At 73.6% G+C, this 20,041-nt stretch carries 11 protein-coding genes; 6 read left to right on the top strand and 5 right to left on the bottom strand.

Features of this window, described 5'->3' with window-relative positions; all coding sequences use genetic code 11:
- The first annotated feature begins 45 nt into the window (after window positions 1-45).
- The 6 genes from BCL76_RS17625 (at window position 46) to BCL76_RS17595 (ending at window position 12,688) form a co-directional block, all read left to right on the top strand.
- A complete protein-coding gene (locus BCL76_RS17625; RefSeq protein WP_109780448.1) occupies window positions 46-1,320 on the top strand; it encodes an MFS transporter in 1,275 nt (424 codons plus the stop codon).
- Between the two features lie 187 nt (window positions 1,321-1,507).
- Complete coding sequence (locus BCL76_RS17615) at window positions 1,508-5,599, top strand: non-ribosomal peptide synthetase (protein ID WP_181382597.1); 4,092 nt, start codon at window positions 1,508-1,510, stop codon at window positions 5,597-5,599.
- Complete coding sequence (locus BCL76_RS17610; RefSeq protein WP_109780446.1) at window positions 5,592-8,948, top strand: non-ribosomal peptide synthetase; 3,357 nt, start codon at window positions 5,592-5,594, stop codon at window positions 8,946-8,948. The genes BCL76_RS17615 and BCL76_RS17610 overlap by 8 nt, the downstream gene beginning before the upstream one ends.
- Complete coding sequence (locus tag BCL76_RS17605; protein WP_109780445.1) at window positions 8,948-10,345, top strand: condensation domain-containing protein; 1,398 nt, start codon at window positions 8,948-8,950, stop codon at window positions 10,343-10,345. The genes BCL76_RS17610 and BCL76_RS17605 overlap by 1 nt, the downstream gene beginning before the upstream one ends.
- 10 nt (window positions 10,346-10,355) lie before the next feature.
- Window positions 10,356-11,546 (top strand): acyl-CoA dehydrogenase family protein, encoded by a 1,191-nt coding sequence (locus tag BCL76_RS17600; RefSeq protein ID WP_109780444.1) that lies wholly within the window; start codon window positions 10,356-10,358, stop codon window positions 11,544-11,546.
- Window positions 11,543-12,688 (top strand): acyl-CoA dehydrogenase family protein, encoded by a 1,146-nt coding sequence (locus tag BCL76_RS17595; RefSeq protein ID WP_109780443.1) that lies wholly within the window; start codon window positions 11,543-11,545, stop codon window positions 12,686-12,688. The genes BCL76_RS17600 and BCL76_RS17595 overlap by 4 nt, the downstream gene beginning before the upstream one ends.
- A 65-nt stretch (window positions 12,689-12,753) precedes the next feature.
- On the opposite strand, the gene BCL76_RS17590 is transcribed toward BCL76_RS17595, so the two are convergent.
- The 5 genes from BCL76_RS17590 to BCL76_RS17570 form a co-directional block, all read right to left on the bottom strand.
- A complete protein-coding gene (locus BCL76_RS17590; RefSeq protein ID WP_109780442.1) occupies window positions 12,754-13,335 on the bottom strand; it encodes a GNAT family N-acetyltransferase in 582 nt (193 codons plus the stop codon).
- Window positions 13,336-13,361: 26 nt separating this feature from the next.
- Window positions 13,362-14,432: a threonine aldolase family protein gene (locus BCL76_RS17585; protein ID WP_109780441.1), complete on the bottom strand. Its 1,071-nt coding sequence runs from the start codon at window positions 14,430-14,432 to the stop codon at window positions 13,362-13,364.
- Window positions 14,429-15,118, bottom strand: a complete 690-nt coding sequence (locus tag BCL76_RS17580; RefSeq protein WP_109780440.1) for a DUF2461 domain-containing protein — start codon at window positions 15,116-15,118, stop codon at window positions 14,429-14,431. The genes BCL76_RS17585 and BCL76_RS17580 overlap by 4 nt, the downstream gene beginning before the upstream one ends.
- Entirely contained in the window at window positions 15,115-16,521 is a 1,407-nt protein-coding gene (gene glyA, locus BCL76_RS17575) for a serine hydroxymethyltransferase (RefSeq protein ID WP_109780439.1), read from the bottom strand. Before glyA ends, BCL76_RS17580 begins: the two co-directional genes overlap by 4 nt.
- A 217-nt stretch (window positions 16,522-16,738) precedes the next feature.
- Window positions 16,739-20,008, bottom strand: a complete 3,270-nt coding sequence (locus tag BCL76_RS17570; RefSeq protein WP_109780438.1) for a non-ribosomal peptide synthetase — start codon at window positions 20,006-20,008, stop codon at window positions 16,739-16,741.
- Window positions 20,009-20,041 lie beyond the last annotated feature (33 nt).

Raw genomic sequence — 20,041 nt, 5'->3', positions numbered from 1 at the left:
AGTGCCGTCCGACAATTCCGTACCCAATCAGAAAAGGGCGTCGACATGGCACTCGGTCGGCATTCCGATTTCAATCGCCTGTGGTTCGGGCAGACCGTCAGCAACTTCGGCGACAAGATCTCCCTCCTCGCACTCCCGACGCTCGCGGTCGTGGTCCTGGACGGCGGAGCCCTGGAGGTCGGCGTGCTGGGCGCGCTGCGCTTCCTCCCCTTCCTGCTGCTCGCCCCGATCGCCGGGCTGGTGGCCGACCGGGTCTCGCGACGCACGGTGATGATCGTCGCCGACCTGGGCCGCTTCCTGGCCCTCGGCACGATTCCGCTCGCGTTCGCCCTCGACTCCGTCAATATGACGCACATCTACATCGTGGCGGCCGTCACCGGCTGCCTCACCACCTTCTTCGAGGTCTCGTACCAGTCCTGGCTGCCCCAGCTCATCGGCACCGAGAACCTCATCGAGGGCAATACCAAACTCCAGATCAGCCGAAGCGTCGCGGAAGCGGTCGGGGCCGGCGCCGGCGGCGCCCTCATCCAGCTGCTCGGCGCGGCACGCGCCATCACCGCCGACGCGTTCACCTTCCTCGTCTCGCTGATCGCCCTCCTCGTCATCCGCCACCGGGACACCCGCGAGCGGACCGAGGAGCGCAAGGCCTCCGCCAAGGCGGAGCTCAAGGAGGGCATGAAGACCCTCTTCGGCAATCCGGTCCTGCGCGGCCTGTTCACCGCCAACGTCGTGGTCAACCTCGGTGCCGCCATGGGTGACGCCCTGCTGATCGTCTACGCGTACAAGGTGCTGGACCTCAGCCCCGGCCAGGTCGGTATCGCCTTCGCCGTCATGTCGGTCTTCGTGATCGTCGGCGCGGTGCTCTCCGAGGTCGTCTCCAAGAGCCTCTCGGTGGGCCGCCTCCTGGTCATCACCGCGGTCGTGCTCGGCGCCGGTTACATCCTGGTCCCGACGGGCGGCGCGGTCGGCGGCTTCGTCGGACTGATCGTGGTCCAGGCCGTCATCGGCTTCGTCTCCCCGATGTTCGACATCCACGTCCTCAGCCTCGTGCAGGGGGTCACCCCGAACGAGCAGATGGGCCGCGTCAGCGGCACCGCCCTCTCCGCGGTCTACGGCGCCCTGTCGCTGGGCTACTTCGCCGGCGGCGCGCTCGGCGAGGGCATCGGCCTCACGGCCGGCCTCGCGGTGGCCGGCGCGGTCACCATCGTCGGCGGACTGACCCTGCTCGCCGGACCGGTGGCCAAGATCAAGGAAATGCCCGCCGGCGACACCGCCGAGGAGGGATCTCCGGCGGCCGACGAGGCCAAGATCACCGCCTGATCGACGCACGACGGGGGAGCGGGAGTGGGTGCTGGCCGAACGGCACCCACTCCGCACCGCGCCCCGGGCCCCACCCCGTACGTCCGCACCCGCGCCCGTACCCACCCGCACACCCAGCGCCGCGCACCCCGCGGCGCCACCTCGCCGTATCCCTCTCCCGACTCCCGAAGACGCACGGAGGCTCAAGGTGAGCGAGTCCCTCGCCGAACGCATAGCCGCACTGCCGAAGTCCCGCCGGGCACTGTTCCAGGCCCTGACCGGCCGAGGTGGTGGGCGCGCCGCCGTACGGGAGGACCCTGAGCCGGCACCCCGCGACCCCGCCGAAGCGCCCGTGCTCTCCTTCGCGCAGCGCCGCCTGTGGTTCATCGACCAGCTGCAGCCCGGCAGCCCCGCCTACAACGTGCCCGTCGCCACCCGCATCCGCGGCCCCCTCGACGTCCCCGCCCTGCACGCGGCCCTCCAGGACATCGTGGACCGCCACGAGGTGCTGCGGACCGTCTACACCTACCAGGAGGGCGCCACCGAGGCCGTCCCCCGCGTGGTGGACGGCTACCGGCTTCCCCTGCCGCTGACCGAACTGCCCGACGAGGCGGCGGCCCGCCCCTTCTACGACGCCGACGCGGGCGCCCCCTTCGACCTGGCCGGCGCCGTCCCGCTGCGGGCCCGGCTCGGCCGGATCGACGCCGAGGACCACGTCCTGGTCCTCAACCTGCACCACATCGTCACCGACGGCTGGTCCATGCGGGTCCTCTACACCGAACTGGAGCGCGCCTACGCCGCCCGCACCGGTGCCCCCGCCGATCCGGCGGCCCCCCTCGCCCTCCAGTACGCCGACTTCGCCACCTGGCAGCGCCGCCGCGTCAGCGGGGACCGGCTGGAGAGCCTCACCTCCTTCTGGCGCGAGGAACTGGGCGGCGCCACCCCCGTGGACCTGCCCACCGACCGGCCCAGACCGCCCGTCTTCGGCCACGCCGGCGCCTCCCGCTACATCGACCTCCCGCCCCGGCTCATCGCCCGGCTGCGGGAGTTCGGCAAGTCCGAGGGCGCCACCCTCTACATGACGATGCTCGCGGGCTTCGCCGCCACCCTGCGCCGCTGGACCGGCCAGGAGGACATCGTCGTCGGCACGTCCGTCTCCGGCCGCGACCACCCGGCCTTCGGCGAGCTCATCGGATTCTTCGTCAACACCCTGCCGCTGCGCATCAGAACCGGCGGCGACCCCGGCTTCGCCGAGCTGGTCCGCGCGACCCGCCACACCACCCTCCAGGCGTACGCGCACCAGGAACTGCCCTTCGACCTGATCGTCGACGCCCTCGGACTGCCCCGCGACCCCAGCCGGCCGCCGCTCACCTCCGTGATGTTCCTCCTCGACGAGACCCCGGACACCGCCCCGGGCCTCGCCGGCGTCGCCACCGAGCCCATCGACTTCTCCTCGCACGCCACCAAGTACGACCTCATGATCAGCGTCCACGACACCGGCACCGCCGTCCGCGCCCTCGTCGAGTACCCCACCGCCCTGTTCGACGCCGCGACCGTGGACCGGTTGCTCGGCCACTTCCTCACCACCCTCGAAGGGGCGCTCGACCGCCCCGACGCCCCGCTGTCCGCCCTGCCGCTGCTCACCGACGCCGAGCGCCGGGCCGCCCTGGTCGACTGGAACGCCACCCGCGCCCCCTTCCCCCAGGACGCCTGCCTGCACGAGCTGTTCGAGCAGCACGCCGACCGGCGGCCCGACGCGCCCGCCGTGATCCTCGGCGGACTCGGCGGCTGGAACATCACCTACCGGGAGCTGGAGGAGCGCGCCAACCGGCTCGCGCACCGACTGATCGAAGCCGGCGCCGGCCCCGACCGGACGGTGGCCCTGTGCCTGCGCCGCGGCCCCGCGCTCGTCACCGCGATCCTCGCCGTCCTCAAGGCCGGCGGCGCCTACGTCCCCCTCGACCCGGACTACCCGGCCGAGCGCCTGGCGCTGCTGCTGCGGGACTCCGCACCGCCCATCGTCGTCTCCGACGCGGAACTGATCGGCCGGCTGCCCGTCCCCGCCGGCACCGCCCAGGTGCTGCTCGACACCGACCGGGCCGCGCTCGCCGAGCTGCCCGCGACCCGCCCGGCCGTCCCCGTCACCTCCCGGGACCTGGCCTACGTCATCTTCACCTCGGGCTCCACCGGCACCCCCAAGGGCATCGCCCTGGAACACCGCGGCGTCGTCAACAACCTCCTCGACCTCAACCGCTCCTACGGCATCGGCCCGGGCGACTCCGTCCTCGCCCTGTCCTCGCCCAGCTTCGACATGAGCGTCTACGAGACCCTCGGCATCCTCGCCGCCGGCGGCACCCTCGTCCTGCCCGACCCGGCCGCGGCCAAGGACCCGGCCCACTGGGCCGACCTGGTCGAGCGGCACGGCGTCACCGTCTGGAACTCCGCCCCCGCCCTCCTCGGCCTCCTCGCCGACCAGCTCGAACACGCCGGCGGGCCCCGACTGCCGAAGCTGCGCACCGCGTTCCTCGGCGGCGACTGGATCCCCGTCACCCAGCCCGACCGGATCCGCGCCTTCGCGCCCGGTCTGTCGTTCGTGGCGCTCGGCGGGGCGACCGAGGCCTCCATCCACTCGGTGGAGTTCCCCGTCGGCCGGGTCGATCCCGCGTGGACGAAGCTCCCGTACGGGCGCCCCATGGCCAATCAGCTCACCTACATCCTCGACCCGAACGACCGCCTCGTCCCCGTCGGCGTCCCCGGCGAACTCCACCTCGGCGGCGTCGGACTCGCCCGCGGCTACCTGGGCCGGCCCGAACTGACCGAGGAGAAGTTCGTCCGGGTCGAACTGGAGCCCGGCCGTACCGAACGCCTCTACCGCACCGGCGACCTGGCCCGCTACGGCGCCGACGGCACCATCGAACTCCTCGGCCGCACCGACTTCCGGATCAAGCTCAACGGGCTGCGCATCGAGCCCGGCGAGGTGGAGAGCGCACTGCGCGAGCGCCCCGGGGTCCGCGAGGCCGTCGTGGCCGCCCGCCGCACCGCCGGCTCCGACCGCCTCGTCGGTTACGTGGTGCCCGAGGAGGGGGCCGACCTCGACCCCGCGGCCCTGCGCACCGCCCTCGCCGCCGTCCTGCCCCCGCACTGCGTCCCCGCCGAACTGGTCCTGCTGGAGCGGCTGCCGCTGAGCCCCAACGGCAAGGTCGACCGGGGCGCCCTGCCCGATCCGCGCCCCGCCGCCGCCCCGGACCGGCCCGCCGCCGCACCGGCCGACGGCGACCCCGTCGCCCTGCGGATCGCCGCCGTCTGGGCCGAGGTGCTCGGCGTCGCGCAGGTGGCACCCGACGACGACTTCTTCGCCCTCGGCGGGGACTCCTTCGCCGCCGTGCGCGCGGTCCGCGCCGTCGCCACCGCCCTGCCGGACGGCGGAGCCGCCGCCCTGCGCGTCGTCGACCTGTTCAGCAATCCCACCCCGGCCGGCCTCGCCGCCCGTACCGCCGAACTCGCCGGAACGGACACGGGAGCCGGACCGCAGCACCACCGACTGCTGCACCGGCTCACCCCCGAACGCCCGGCCGGCACCACCACGCTCACCCTCGTCTGCTTCCCGCACGGCGGCGGCGACGCCATCGCCTACCAGCCCCTCGCCGCCCAACTCCCGCCGCACATCGCGCTCCTGGCCGTCTCCCCGCCCGGACACGACCCGCTGCGCCCCGGCCCGATGCTGCCGGTCCCCGAGTTCGCGGAACTCGCCGCCGAGGAGATCGCCCGCACCGTGCGGGGCCCGTACGCGGTCTACGGCCACTGCGCCGGAGTCGTCACCGCCCTGGAGACCACCCACGTACTGGAACGCCTGGGGCAGCGCCCGATCGCCCTCGACCTCGCGGCGGCCCTTCCCGAGGAGGACCCCGAGTACGCCCTGGAGATGGAACGCGTCTCCGGTGACGACGACCTCGTCGCGTACCTGACCACGATGGACGGCTTCGACGGCGTCCTCGACGACAGCGACCTCACCGCCGTCCTGCGCATGGTCCGCCACGACATGACCGAGGCCGCCCGCTTCTTCGCGCGCACCCCCGGGGGCTACGACCGTCCCCTGACCACCCCGCTCACCGTCATCATCGGCGACGCCGACGACGCGACCGAGGGCTACGAGAACGGCTACCGCGCCTGGGGCCGGTACGCGGCCGACGTACGCCTCGCCGTGATCCCGGGCGGCCGCCACTACTTCGCCAAGCACCTGCCCGACGCGCTCGCCGCGCTCCTCGCCGACCTGCACCGCAACGGAGGAACCCATGTCTGATCTCGCCGAACGGCTCGGCCGGCTGCCCCAGGGACAGCGCTCCCGGCTGCTGGGCCGGATGCGCAACCAGATGACGGCCGGCGTGGGCCGCCGCGTCGAACTGAAGCGCGCCGACCACGGACCGCGCTCCCGCACCTCCTTCCAGCAGGAGCAGATGTGGTTCGTCGACAAGCTCGGCGCCGGCAAGGCCCGCAACAACATAGCCCTGGCCATAGGCCTGGGCGGCCCCCTCGACCGGGCCGCCCTGCACGAGGCGCTCAACGCCGTCGTCGCCCGCCACCAGGTGCTGCACAGCAAACTCGTCGAGATCGACGGAGTCCCCTGGCAGGAGCCCGTCCCCTCCTTCGTGCTCGGCGTCCAGAGCACCGACCTCTCGGGCAGCGAGGACGCGGACCGCGCACTCGCCGAACTCACCTCGAGCTGCGCCGCCGCCCCCTTCGACCTGGCCGCCGGCCCGCCCGTCCGCGCCCACCTCGTGCGGCTCGCCCCCGAGCGCCACGTCCTGCTCTGGGTCGTCCACCACGTCGCCTGGGACCCGGGCTCGACCCGGATCTTCACCGAGGAACTGACCGCCAGCTACGCGGCCGCCGCCGCGGGCGAGCGCCCCGAGACCGCCCGGCTCGCCGTCGAGTACGCCGACTTCGCCGCCTGGCAGCGGGCCAAGCTGGAGAACGACGAGCACGGCCGGGCGCTGGCGACCAAGTGGCGCCAGATCCTGGCCGGCGCCGTCGCCACCGAGGTGCTGCCCGACCACCCGCGCGGCCCCGAGACCCGCGGCGACGGCCGCGGTCTGAAACTGACCCTGGACCAGAAGCTGCTGGACCGCCTCACCGAGCTCGCCGACGCCAACAGCACCACCGTCTTCACCACCCTGCTCGCCGCCTTCAACGCGCTGCTGCGGCACTGGACCCGCACCGAGGACGTCGTCGTCGGCACGGCCAGCGCCTCCCGGCCGCACCCCGACCTGGAGCAGGTCATCGGCTGCTTCGTCCAGATGATCACCCTGCGGACCGAGGTCACCGACCAACTCACCTTCCGCGAGCTGGTCACCCGCACCGCGTCCTCCGTCATGGACTCCTTCACCAACAGCGAGCTGCCCTTCGAGCAGGTGGTCGAGGCCGTCCGCCCGGTGCGCGACCCGCTGCGCCACCCGCTCTTCCAGATCGAGTTCACCTCGCTGGGCCGCTGGGGCACCCACCGGGCGCAGGCCGCGGACCTCGAATTCACGATGGACCAACTGCACGACGGAGCAGCCAAGTTCGACATGAGCTTCCTGGTCGGCGAGAACGACGGCCTGGAACTCTCCCTGGAGTACAACACCTCCCTCTACCGGCACGGCACGGCGAGCGCCCTGCTCGGCGCCTTCCGCCAGGTCCTGGAGCAGGTCGCCGAGAACCCCGACCTCCAGGTCGGCGACATCAGCCTGGTCGAGGAGCCGGCCGCCTCCCGGCACGCCCGCGAGCTGTCCCGCGGCGGCCCCGTCGACGAGGCCGCCTGGACCACCACCCTGGACCGCGCGTTCCGCGAGCGGGCCACCATCCACCCGGACGCCGTCGCCGTCCGCCACGGATCCACCCGGCTCGACTACGCGGCCCTCGACCGCTGGTCCGAGGCCATCGCCCACCGGCTGCGCGACCGCGGGGTCCGCCACGGTGACCCCGTCGCGGTGTGCGTCTCCCGTGGCCCGGCCGCCGTCGCCGGCGTCCTCGGCGTGCTCAAGGCGGGCGCCCACTACATCCCGATCGACCCGGCCGCCCCGGCCGAGCGGACCCGTACGGTCCTGGCCGACGCCAAGGTCCGGCACGCGCTCGTCGACGAGGCCGCACAGCTGCCCGTACCGCTGGAACTGGTGACCACCGGAACGGCCGCCCCCGTCCGGGAGGTTCCCTCCCTCGCGCCGACCGCCACCCCCGGCGACCTGGCCTACGTGCTCTACACCTCCGGCAGCAGCGGCACCCCCAAGGGGGTCATGATCGAGCACCGCTCGGTCACCCACTTCTCCCGCACCATCGCCAAGGCCTACGAGATCCGGGCCGAGGACCGGGTCCTGCAGTTCGCCCCGCTCACCTTCGACGTCTCCGTCTTCGAGATCTTCACCACCCTGCTGGCGGGCGGTTCGCTCGTCATCGCCACCGACGACGAGCGCCGCGACCCGGCCCTGCTCCAGACCCGGATGCGCGAGGACGCGGTCACCGTCGCCGAACTCCCGCCCGCCCTGCTGCCCTTGCTCGACCAGGCCGGCCTGCCCGACCTGCGGCTGGTGTCGGTGGGCGGCGAGGCCTTCCCGGGCAGGCTCGTCGCCGAATGGACCGCGGGGGAGCGCAGGTTCGTCAACGGATACGGGCCCACGGAGGCGACCGTCGCCGTCACGCTCATGGACTGCACCGGCAGCTACGACCGCAACCCGCCGATCGGCCGCCCCATGCCGGGCCACCAGGCCTTCGTCCTCGACGAGCGGCTGCGGCCCGTCCCGCCCGGCGTCCCCGGCGAACTCTGCGTCGCAGGTCCCGGCGTGGCCCGCGGCTACCTGGGCCGCCCCGACCTCACCGCCGACCGCTTCGCCGACAACCCCTACGCGGACGGCCCGGAGACCGAGCGCCTCTACCGCACCGGCGACCTGGTCCGCTGGCTGCCCGGCGGGAACCTGGACTTCCTCGGCCGCACCGACCGCCAGCTCAAGGTGCGCGGCCACCGCATCGAGCCGGGCGAGGTCGAGTCGGTGCTCACCGGGCACCCCTCCGTGCAGCAGGCCGTCGTGGTCGCCCAGCCCGCCGCGGGCGGCGAGCGCATGCTGGCCGCCTACGTCACCGTCGAGCAGGTGGGCTCGTACGCCTCCGAGGTCGCCGACGCCGAGGGCCTGCGGGCCTACGCTGCCGGCCGACTGCCCGGCTACATGGTCCCGGTCGTGGTCGTCCTGGACGAACTGCCCCTCACCCCGCACGGCAAGGTCGACACCGCCGCGCTGCCGCAGCCCACCGAGCTGTCGGCCCAGGGCGGCACCGCGCCCCGCGACGCCGTCGAGGAGCAGATCTGCCGGGACATCCTCACCCCGCTGCTCGAATGGCAGAACCCGGACGTGGAGGGCGACTTCTTCGCCCTGGGCGGCAGCTCCCTGCAGGCCACCATCGTGGTCTCCCGGGTCCGCGCCCTCTTCGGTATCGACATCGCCCTCGCCGACTTCTTCGGCCGGCCGACCGTCTCCGGGCTCGCCGAACTGGTCCGCACCGCCAAGGCCGAGGCCGCCGGCGAACAGGACCGGCTCCTCGCGGTCTTCGAGCAGATCGAGAACATGAGCGACGACGAGGCCGCCGCCCTCCTCGGCTCCCTCCAGCACCCGGACGGCCCCTGATGGCCGACCCGGCCGGGCTCGAAGGAGCACTCGCCGCGCTCCCCGAGGCGAAGCGCGAACTCGCCCGCCTGATGCTGGCCGCCCGCCGGCCCGTACCCGCCCACCCGGCCCCGCGCTCCGGCGCGGGGCCGGTCCCCCCGACCGCCCTCCAGTCCCGACTGTGGCGCCGCGAGCGCACCCACCCGGCCGTCGCCACCGGCTCGCACGCGCTCCGGCTGACCGGCCCGCTCGACGCCGACCGGCTCGTGGCGGCCCTCACCGGGGTGCTGCGCCGCCACGAGGCGCTACGCACCCGGCTCACCGTCTCCACCTCCGGCCAACCCCGGTTGCACGTGGACGAGGAACCGGTGCTGCGGCTCACCCGGGCCGACCTCTCCGGCTTCACCCCGCAGGCCGCCGCCGAACGCGTGGCCCTGCAGAGCACCGAGAGCGCCTCCACCGTCCTGGACCTGGCGAGCGGCCGCACCAGCGCCTTCCGACTGCTGCGGCTCGCCCCGGACGAGCACGTCCTGATCCTCGCCTCGCACCTCGCGGTCTTCGACGGCTGGTCCTCCGGGGTCTTCCTCGCGGACCTGGCGGCCGGCTACCGCGCGGGCCCGGCGGGCCTCACCCCGCCCGAGCTCCAGTTCCCCGACTACGCCGACTGGCAGCACCGCTGGCTCGCCGGACCCGACGGCTCCGCCGAACTGGCGCGCCGTCGAGCGGTGTTCGCCGCCGACCCGCCCGCACCCCGGGCACCCGGCGGATTCGAACGCGGCCATCTGCCGGTACGGCTGGCCCGCGGGCCCGTCGACGCCGGGCTGGAGCTCGGCGCGGCCGAGGGGGCCACCCCGTTCATGACACTGCTCGCCGCGCTGGCCGTCGTACTGGCCCGCAGGCAGGGCCGTACCTCCCAGGTGATCGGCACCCCCGCGGCCGGCCGTTTCGCAGGCGCCCTCGAAGGCGCCGTGGGGCAGTTCACCACCGTGGTGCCGATCCGGCTCGACCTCGCGGGCGGCCCCACCTTCCGGGAGCTGCTGCACCGCACCCGAGCCGCGGTGGCCGACGCCCTCGCCCACCAACGCCTGCCCGTGGACGTCCTGTTCGGCGACGGAACACCCCCGCCGTACAACGTCCTGTTCGCCCTCCACAACTACCCGTCGGTCCCCCTGGACCTGCCGGGCATCGAGGTAGGCCAGCTGCCCGGGCCGCCCGCCCGGCACCTGGAGCTCTACAGCCCCGACCCGGCCGCCGCCCTCGCCTGCGTCGGCCTCGTGGAACGGGACGGCGAGATCGGCGGCACCGCCGAGTACAACCGCCACGCGGCCACGCCCGAGGACGTGCGAGGGCTGCTCACCGGAATCGAGGACGTGCTGGACCGGGCCGTCGCCGCGCCCGCATCCCCACTCACCACCTAGGGAGTTGCCCGTGCTCACCACCGAGTTCTACCGCGCGCCCGCGGACTGCGGGCTGCTGCGGAGCGGAGCCGACGTGCCCCGCACCCCCATGCGGGCCCTGCGCGAGGACATCCACGACATCCTGGTCTCGGCCCCCGTGGCCGAGGCCCGGCGCACCCGCGACCCCCGGCCCATCCACCGGGCCCTGGGCGAACAGGGCCTCCTCGCGCCCCAGTGGCCCGAGGAGTACGGCGGCCGGGGCATCAGCCAGGTCGCGGCCGCCGTGCTGGTCGAGGAACTGGCCATGCACGACGTCCCCGACCTGCTGCACACCCTCACCGTGCAGATCGTCGGATCCACCCTGCTCAATGTCGCGAGCCCGGCGATGAAGGCCCGGCACCTGCCGGGCTTCGCCGCCGGCACCGCCTTCGGCTGCGTGCTGTTCAGCGAACCCCAGGCCGGCTCCGACCTCAACATCCTCTCCACCCGGGCCGTTTCCGACGGCAACGGCGGCTACAAGCTGTACGGCACCAAGGTCCACTCGCTCTTCGCCCGGCTCGCCGACTACGGACTGTGCCTGGCCCGCGGCGAGGACGACGCCTTCAGCCTGTTCCTCGTCCCCCTGGCCCAGCCGGGCGTCACCATCCGGCAGATCCCGGGCATGGGCGACGACGCCTTCCACGAGGTCACCCTCGACGGCGTGGCCGTGACCGCCGACGACGTGGTCGGCGAGACCGGCCAGGGCTGGGCCATCGTCGTCAAGACCCTCGCCTTCGAGCGCACCGGACTCGACTACTACGTCAAGGCGCTGCGCTGGTACCGGGCCGCCGTGGAACGGCTGGAGGTCCACACCGACCGGCTGGAGGCCGGCCAGCACGACCAGATCGGCCTGGCCAAGCTCAACGCCCGGCTGCTCGCGGCGGGCACGCTGGTGCGCCGCGTCCTCACCCGCCTCGACCGGGGCGAACTCAACGAGGACGAGGCCGCCGCCGCCAAGTGGTATACCACCGAGCTCGCGGCCGAGGTGGCCTGGTGGGCCGCGGAACTGGACGGCGACCGCAGCATGACCCTCGACGACCCCGAGGTCGACGGGGTGGCACACCCACTCGACGCGGCGTTGCGCGAAGCCCCGGGGATGCGGATATCGGGCGGCACCGCCGAAATGATGCTGGAGACGCTGGCCCGGCTGCGTCTCGACTCAGGGGCGGAGGTACGGCCGTGACATCACAGGCGGTAGGCGGGAACGGTACGGGCGGGCCGGGCGCGGCGGCGCCCGAGCGCTGGCGGGAGCGTGAGGACGAGGACTCCCTCTTCCGGCAGCTGCGGCTCACCGTGCGCCAGGGACTGGAGGTCGACGGGGACACCCCCGCCGGCGCCTGGGAGGCGCTGACCCAGGTCGGCGCCTGGGAGTTCGCCCTGCCCATCGGCCACGACGGCCTCGACCTAGGGCAGGCGGTCGTCGCCATGGTGTGCGAGGAGGCGGGCAACGCGACGCAGCCCGTCCCGCTCACCGACACCCTCCTCGCCCTGGACCTGATCTCCGGCCTCGGCCCGCTCGCCTCCGAAGCCGCCGACGTCCTCCTGGACCAGGTCCGCACCGGGGAACTGGCCCTCGCCGTGCCGGGTCGGCTGCCCGATCCGCGCGGGACCGTACCGCCGGGCATCACCTGGAAACCGGACCCGGACACGGGCGACGTCCTGCTCACCGGCACCGGCGGCCCCTTCGCCGCCGGCGTCGCCCCCGGCGCCCTGCTGGTCCTGGCCGGCGGCCCCGACGGCCCGTGCGTGGCACTCGTGACCCTGCCCACCGAGGGCGTCCGGGTACGCCCGCTGCGCGACCACGGCGGGGGAGCGGTCGCCGGCGCCGACTTCGACGAGGTACGGCTGCCCGCCGAGGCGGTACTGCTGAGGGGCCTGGCCGCCGAAGCGGCCCTCGCCCGCGTGGGCCTGCGCGCCGCCGTCCATCAGGCCTCGCTGCTCGCCGGGATCACGGCGGCCGCCCTGACGGCGGTCGTCTCCCGGATCCGCGGCCGACAGCAGTTCGGCCAGGCCCTGGTCAAGCACCAGGGTCCCCGGCTGCGCGTGGCCGGCCTGCTGGCCCGCCTCGACGCCGTGCGCTGGGCCGTCGGGGACGCGGCCCGGGACCTCGACGAGGACCGGCTCAGCGCGGGGGAGGCCGCCGGGCTCATCGCCCTCACGGCGGAGACCACCCTCGACGTGACGCGTGACGCGGTCCACCTGCACGGCGCCTCGGGCCTGGTCCGGGACGGCCTGGTGGCGGGCTGCTACCGACGCGCGGCCTGGGAGGCCATGCGCTGCGGACGTCCCGCCCACCTCTGGGACATCGCCGCGCACACGCCCTGACCGGCACCCGCACGAGGAAGGGGCCCCCGCACCGCGGGAGCCCCTTCCCCGTACCCCGAGGACCGTCAGACCAGGTCGCGGCGCATGACCCAACGATGCCGCTTGTCGCTCTTGGCCTCGGTGCGCCGCACCCGACGGAAGCCCGCCCGCTCGAACATGTCCATCGTCCCGACATAGGCGAGGGTCGGGTTCACCCGGCCGCCCTCCGGGTCCACCGGATAGCCCTCGACGGCGGGCGCACCGTGGGCGCGCGCGTGCTCGACGGCCCCCTCCAGCAGGCCCGAGGCGACCCCCTTGCCGCGGAAGTCCTTGCGTACGACGAAGCAGGTCACCGACCACACGGGCAGATCGTCCACCGGTGTGATCGTCTTCGAGGAGGTCAGCCGGTCGAGCTGCCGGCGCGGTGCCACGTTGCACCAGCCGGCCACCTCGCCGTTCAGGAAACCGAGGACCCCGGGCGGCGGATCGGCCTTCTCCATCAGGCCGCGCAGGTGCTCGCCCCGCTCGTCCGCCGTGAGTCGCCCGTAGTCGCCGGTGGACAGCCGCCACGCCATGCACCAGCACGTGTGCGCGCTCTTCTTCGGCTGGAGCACCTGGCGGATGTCGTCCCACAGATCCGCCGTGGCGGGCCGTACTTCTAAACTCATGCTGCTACTTCGCTCTCTTCCGCTGCTTACGAGCGTCCCGCGGCCGCGGTGTCCCGCGTCCCGGCGACGACATCGGTCATCACGGCGGTCAGCACCCCGAGGGCCCGCCGACACGCCTCTCGTCCTGCGTCCAGATGGGTGACCAGCCGGACCGTCTCCGGGCCGGGCGCGGTCACCAGTACTCCTTCCTTGGCGGCCCGTGCGACGACCTCGTCGGCGCCGGGAACCTCGATGAGGACGATGTTGGTCTCCGGCGGGCGCACGGTGAACCCCGCGTCCCGCAACCCCGCCGCCAGCAGGGCGGCATGGGCGTGGTCCTCGGCGATCCGCTCCACGTGGTGGTCCAGGGCGTACAGCCCCGCAGCCGCCAGGATGCCCGACTGGCGCATGCCGCCGCCCAAGCCGTGCCGCAACTTCCGGGCCCGCGGCAGCTGTTCGGCCGCCAGCAGGAGCACCGAACCGACGGGCGCGCCCAACCCCTTCGACAGACACACGGACAGCGAGTCGGCCGTCCGCCCGTACGCGTGGGCGGAGGTGCCCGTCGCGGCCATCGCGTTCCAGATCCGGGCCCCGTCCATATGGACCGCGAGGCCCGCTCCGGACGTCAGTTCGCGTACGGCGCGCAGCGTGTCCAGCGGGTGGACCGCACCGCCGGCCCGGGTGTGGGTCTGCTCCACCTCGACGGCACGGGTGCCGAGCGTGTACGGGTTCCCCCGCCGGACCACCCCGGCCAGCAGGGCAGCGGTGACCACCCCCCGCTCCGCCGTCACCGTGCGCGTCTGGATCCCGCCGTAGCGGGCCGGGGAGGCCTCCTCGTGCGCCAGGATGTGCGCCTCGGCGTCGCACACCAGCTCCTCGCCGGGACCGACGAGGAGCTGGAGGGCGATCTGGTTGGCCATCACCCCGGACGGGGTGAACAGCGCCCCGGAGAAACCGAAGAGCCCGGCGAGCCGGTCCTCCAGCGCGCGGACGGTCGGATCCTCCCCGAACAGGTCGTCGCCGACCTCGGCCGAGGCCATCGCGGCCCGCATCCCGGCACCCGGCCGGGTCACCGTGTCGCTGCGCAGATCGACGGTCTCGAAGCTCCCGATGCTCATGACGGTACGTCAACTCCTTGCTCGCGGGGTCGTGGGGTGAGTTCGCGGGCCGCCACCCAGTCCAGCAGCGGGCGCACCAGCCGCCAGGTATCCCGCACCAGTTCCCCGGCGCGCGCCGTGTGCAGCCCGGCGTCCGGACCGTGGCGGCGCCACGCGTCGATCTTGCGGTGGCGCAGCAGCCCCAGCCGCGGGTGGTCCGCCGGGACCCCCCGCGGCCGGGACTTGAGCCGGTCGCCGCCCAGGGTGAACCCCTGGGCCTCCAGCCGGCCCGCGATCGCGGCCAGCTCCGCGCCGCCGTCCTCCTCCTCGACGGCGGCGCGGTACCGGGCGACCTCGGCCCCGGCATAGGGGTACCAGCGCCCGGAGGCGTAGAGGCCGTGCCGGTCCAGGTGCACCCACAGGCCCAGGCAGGGCAGCAGATCCAGATAGGCGCCCTGGTAGGTCTTGTACGGGGACTTGTCGTGGGACATCCGGGTGTCCCGGACCGGGCCCAGCACCTGCACCTCGCCCGACCCGGTCGACTCGGCGAAAAGCACGCTCAGTTCAGCGGCAAGCTCGTCCATCGGCGCACGTACGTCACGCTCGTACCGCTCGCGGTGGCGCAGTCGCCACGCCTCCTTGCTGTTGTCGGCCGCGAGGTCCTCGTACAGGCGCAGTGCCGAGGGCGGGAAGCCGCTGAAGGTCACGGCAGATACCCCGGCAGGGGGTGGGCGGCGCACAGTTCGGAGACCCGGGCACGCACCCGCCCGCGCAGGGCGTCCGGCAGTACGCCGCCCTGCGCGCGCAGCGCCACCAGCACGTCGGCGACCAGGTCGGCGCACTCGGCGGCCACCGTGCGGTCCATCCCGCGCGCGGCCAGCGTGTTGGTGCCCAGCCGCAGTCCACCGGTCACCCGCACCGGCGTGGTGTCGCCGGGGACCCGGTTGCGGTTGACGACGATCCCGCAGGACTCCAGGGCCTGCTCGGCGACGTCCCCGGTGACCCCGGTGCCGCGCAGGTCCAGCAGCACCATATGGGTGTCCGTACCACCGGTGACCAGCCGGAACCCCCGGTCCAAGAGGCGCTCGGCGATCGCCTGCGCGCCGTCGGCGAGCCGCTTGGCGATCTCGGCGAAGTCGGGGCTCGCCACGAAGTCCAGGGCACGCGCCTTGGCCGCCACCGATGCCAGGTCGGGCGTGCCCTGGGTGAAGGGGAACACGGCGCGGCGCAGGGTCGCGGCCAGGGTGCCGCGCTCCGGCCCGGCCTTTCGGGCCTCCCGGCCCAGCAGGATCAGCCCGCCGCGCGGACCGTACAGCTGCTTGTAGGTGCTGGTGGTGGTCACGTGGGCATGGTCGACGGGGCTCTGGTGGAGGCCGGCCGCGACCAGTCCCGCGATGTGCGAGATGTCGGCCAGGAGATAGGCGTTGGCCTCGTCCGCGATCTCCCGGAAGCGGGCGAAGTCGATGCTGCGGGGGTACGCGCTCGCCCCGCAGACGATCAGCTTCGGGCGGTGTTCCAGGGCCAGTTCACGGATCTGGTCGTAGTCGAGCAGCCCGTCCGGGGTCACCCGGTAGCCGTGGGCGCGGTAGTAGCGTCCGGTCACCGAGGCCGGGGAGCCGTGGGTGAGGTGCCCGCCGCAGTCCAGGTCCAGCCCGAGCAGGGAGTCGCCCGGGTTGAGCAGCGCCGTGATCACGGCGAGGTTGGCGGAGGAGCCGGAGTGCGGCTGCACGATCGCGTCCTGGGCCCCGAACGCCGCGCACGCCCGGTCGATCGCGAGGCGCTCGATCTCGTCGGCGACCCCGCAGCCCGCGTGGTAGCGGTTCCCGGGGAAGCCCTCGGCGGTCAGGTTGCCGAGCGCGCTGCCCTCGCAGGCCAGGACGGAGGGGTCCGCGACACTGGACGCCGCGACCATCATCAGGGTGTCGCGCTGACGTGCCGACTCCCGGGCCAGCAGCGTGTACAGCTCGCCGTCGCGCTCTCTGAGCCGCGTCGCGGCGTGCCCGGCGAAATCGACCAGATCGGGATCGGGATCGGGCCCGTGACCGGAGCCGGAGCCGGGCGCCCCGGGCAGCTCCGGCTCGGTGACGGGCGCGGGCAGGGTGAGACTCATGACTGTCCCCTCTCGGAATCGTCCGTGATGACCGTGCTGTGCCGAACCGCGGCCTGGGTCGTCTCTTTCGGATCGTGGCGGCCGAGCCCGCGGCGTCCGGTGCCGTGCCCGGCAAGGCGGAGGGGCGCCCGTGTACTGGACGTACTCGGTCGTCCCGACAACGCAGCCGGGTGCGGTGCCGGGCGTCGCGGGCCCGGCAAGATCCGAAAGAGACGGCCTATGCCGACGCGCCGGCCTCGTCCGCCTCCAGCTCTCCGAAGGCCTCCGCGGCGGCGACCGCCTCCGCGCCGTGCTGCTCGTCCGCGGCGATCTTCTCGGCCAGCTCGCGGATCAGCGGGTTCTGGAACACGGTCTTCACCGGCACCGGCACCCCCAGCAGCTCCCCCAGCAGACCGGCCAGCCGGGTGCCGCTGAGCGAATCGCCGCCCAGGCTGAAGAAGTTGTCACCGGGCGCCACCCCGTCCAGGCCGAGGATGTCGGCGACCGCCGCGCACAGCACGAGCTCCAGCGCACTGCCCGGCCCGTCCCCGGCGTCCCGTACGGCCGCCTCGTCGGCGGACTGCTGCCGCCCGGCGGAGGAGGCCAGCAGCAGCCGGTCGACCTTCCCGTTGCGGGTCAGCGGCAGCTCCGGCAGCACGGTGAGCGCGGCCGGCACCATGTACCCCGGGAGCTGGGCCGCGAGCCGCTCCAGCACCGGCCCGGCCGCCTCCGCGCCGGCCACGACGTAGGCGTGCAGCCGACGCACCCCGTGGGCACTGGCCGGGGCCACCACCACGGCCGCCTCGACCTCGGCGTCCTGGCGCAGCACGGCCTCGATCTCACCGAGCTCGATCCGGTGGCCCTGGATCTTCACCTGGAAGTCGTCCCGGCCCAGGATCTCGATGCTTCCGTCCGGCAGGTACCGGCCCAGGTCCCCGGTCAGGTAGGCGCGTTCGCCGCTCTCCGGCAGGCGCACGAAGCGGTTCGCGGTGCGCTCGGCGTCGTTCCAGTAGCCGAGGGCGAGCCCGACGTCACTGGCCACGGCCATCTCGCCGACCACCCCGAGCGGGCGCTCGTAGGCGGCCGCGTCGACGATGTAGTAGCGCTGGTTGGTGATCGGCTTGCCGTACGGGATGCTCGTCCAGGCCGGGTCGACCTCGCCGATCGGCTGGAACAGCGACCAGCAGATCGTCTCGGTCGGACCGCCCGAACCCACCACCTCGATCCGGGGACTCTGCGCCCGCAGCCGGTCCGGCAGCGTCAGCGGGATCCAGTCGCCGGAGAGCACGGACAGCCGCAGCGACTCCAGCGGCCGGTCGCCGCCGCGCCGCTCGCGCACCTCGGCCTCGCCGACGAGCAGCTCCATCAGGACGGGCACGGAGTTCCACAGGGTGACCTGCTCCGCCCGCACCAGATCGGCCCACACATCGGGCTCGGCGTGCTCGAACGGCGGCGGCAGCACCACGGTTCCGCCCTGCGTCAGCACCCCGAACACATCGTAGATCGAGGCGTCGAAGTGCAGCCCGGAGATGGCCAGCAGCCGGTCCCGCGCCCCGACCTCGAAACGGGTCGCGACATCGCGGATCAGGTTGACCACGCCGATGTGGTCGACCATCACGCCCTTGGGCTCACCCGTCGAGCCCGAGGTGAAGATGGTGTACGCGAGGTCCGCCGGGGTCTGCGCGGTCTCGGGCCGCATCGCGTTCCCGGACTCGAAGTCCTTGTCGACCCGGTAGCGACGGGCCGTGGGCGGCCAGCTGATGCGGGATTCCAGCCAGGACTGGGTGAGGATCCGGTCCACCTTGCCCTCGGTGAGCAGGCGGCGAAGCCGCTCCGGCGGCACGCTCGGGTCCAGCGGCAGATAGGCGGCGCCGGCGGCGAGGATCCCGTACACCGCGGCGTACTGCTCCCAGCCCTTCTCCATCACGACGGCGACCAGCTCGCCCGGAGCCGCCCCGTGGTCCCGCAGCGTGTGCCCGATCCGCCAGGCGTACGAGGCCAGTTCGGCGTAGCTCAGGCGCCGCCCGGTGCCGTCCACCACGGCCTCGGCGTCGGGCGTGCGCTCGGCCTGCCGGGCGAACAGCTCGTGCAAGGTGGTGTACGGGATCTGCCCGGCGGTGTCGTTGACCTCGCGGCGCAGCGTCCGCTCGGCCGCCGGGATCAGGTCGAAGCGCCCGGTGTGCAGGGCCTCCGGGTCCCGGGTGAGCCGCTCCAGCAGGTCCACGTACACGCCGAAGGCGGCGTCGACGAAGCCGGGCGCGAACGCCCCGTCGACGAAGTCCCAGATGACGCGCAGTTCACCGGCCAGTTCGCGCAGCTGTACGTCCAGCGAGACCTGCGGGGTCTGCGAGATCGAGTACACCTCGCGGCCCAGGTCCGTGACGGGCCTGCGCACCGGGTAGTCGAGCAGGCTGGTCACCACGATCGGCATGCCGGCCTGCGCGCCCACCCCGTGCAGCCGGGTCAGCTCGCGCAGCACCCGGACACCGTTGAAGGAGCCGTGCTCCGCGTCGCGGGCGAGCTGGTCGCGCAGGGCGTGCGCGCGGTCCAGGAAGGTCGCGCCCGAACCATCGGCGGCGAGCATCACGGCGTTGGTGAAGTCACCGAGGACGCCGGTGATGTCCGGGTGCACCGCCGGGCGCTGGAAGATCGGGTAGTTGACGGTGAAGTCCGACTCCTCCGCCCAGCACCGGACCACCTCGGCGAAGGCGGCGGTGAGCAGGACCGACGGGGTCAGCCCCGCCTCGTGCGCCCGCGCCGAGAAACGCTGCCACTCGGCGGGGGACAGCCGGTGCTCGCGCCGGTCGAAGCGCACCTCGCGGCCGGGGTCGGCGGAGCCGCCCGTGGGCAGCGACGGGGCCGGCGGCAGGGTGGGGACGCGCTCCAGCCAGTACGCGCGGGCGGCACGGAAGGCCTCGGTGTGGGGCAGGGCGTCGGCGCGCCACCGGGCGTACTCGGCGAAGCTGATACCGGGCTCGGGGAGTTCGGCGTCGGGGTCCTCGTACAGGTCGACGAGCTCGGGGAAGAGCACCTGGAAGGCACTGGAGGCGTCCAGTACCTGCAGGTCGATCCCGAGGTGGACGCGGCTGAGGTTCCCGGGGCCGCCCAGCCGGATGATCCGCAGGTCGAACAGCGGCCAGCTGCCCACCGGGAAGACCACGTGGCTCATCTCCTCGCGCAGCGCGGCGAGCCGCTCCCGCGAGGCGTCGGCGGACAGCTCGCTCAGGTCCACGACCGGTATGTCGAAGGGCAGCGGGTCGGCCGGCACCCACTGGGTGCCGTCCGTGCGCCCGATCGCGCGGAGCATGTCGTGACGGGCGACCACCTTGCGCCAGGCGGCGGCGAAACGCTCGGGATCGAGGTCGGCGCGCTCCCATTCGAAGTATCCGTAGCAGCCGATACCGCCCAGCTCGACTGCTTCACCTCGCCCGATCATCAGTGCCTGCTGCGTCTCGGTCATCGGGAAGGACGCGGCACTGTCCGCGCGAGCGGGCAGGAGCTCGGTCATGGTCCAACTCCATTCGGTGTTACGGGCCGTCGG

The organism is Streptomyces sp. CG 926 (genome assembly GCF_003148825.1).
In the GTDB taxonomy this organism is placed as follows: domain Bacteria; phylum Actinomycetota; class Actinomycetes; order Streptomycetales; family Streptomycetaceae; genus Streptomyces.
This window is presented reverse-complemented; position numbering and strand designations above follow the sequence as displayed.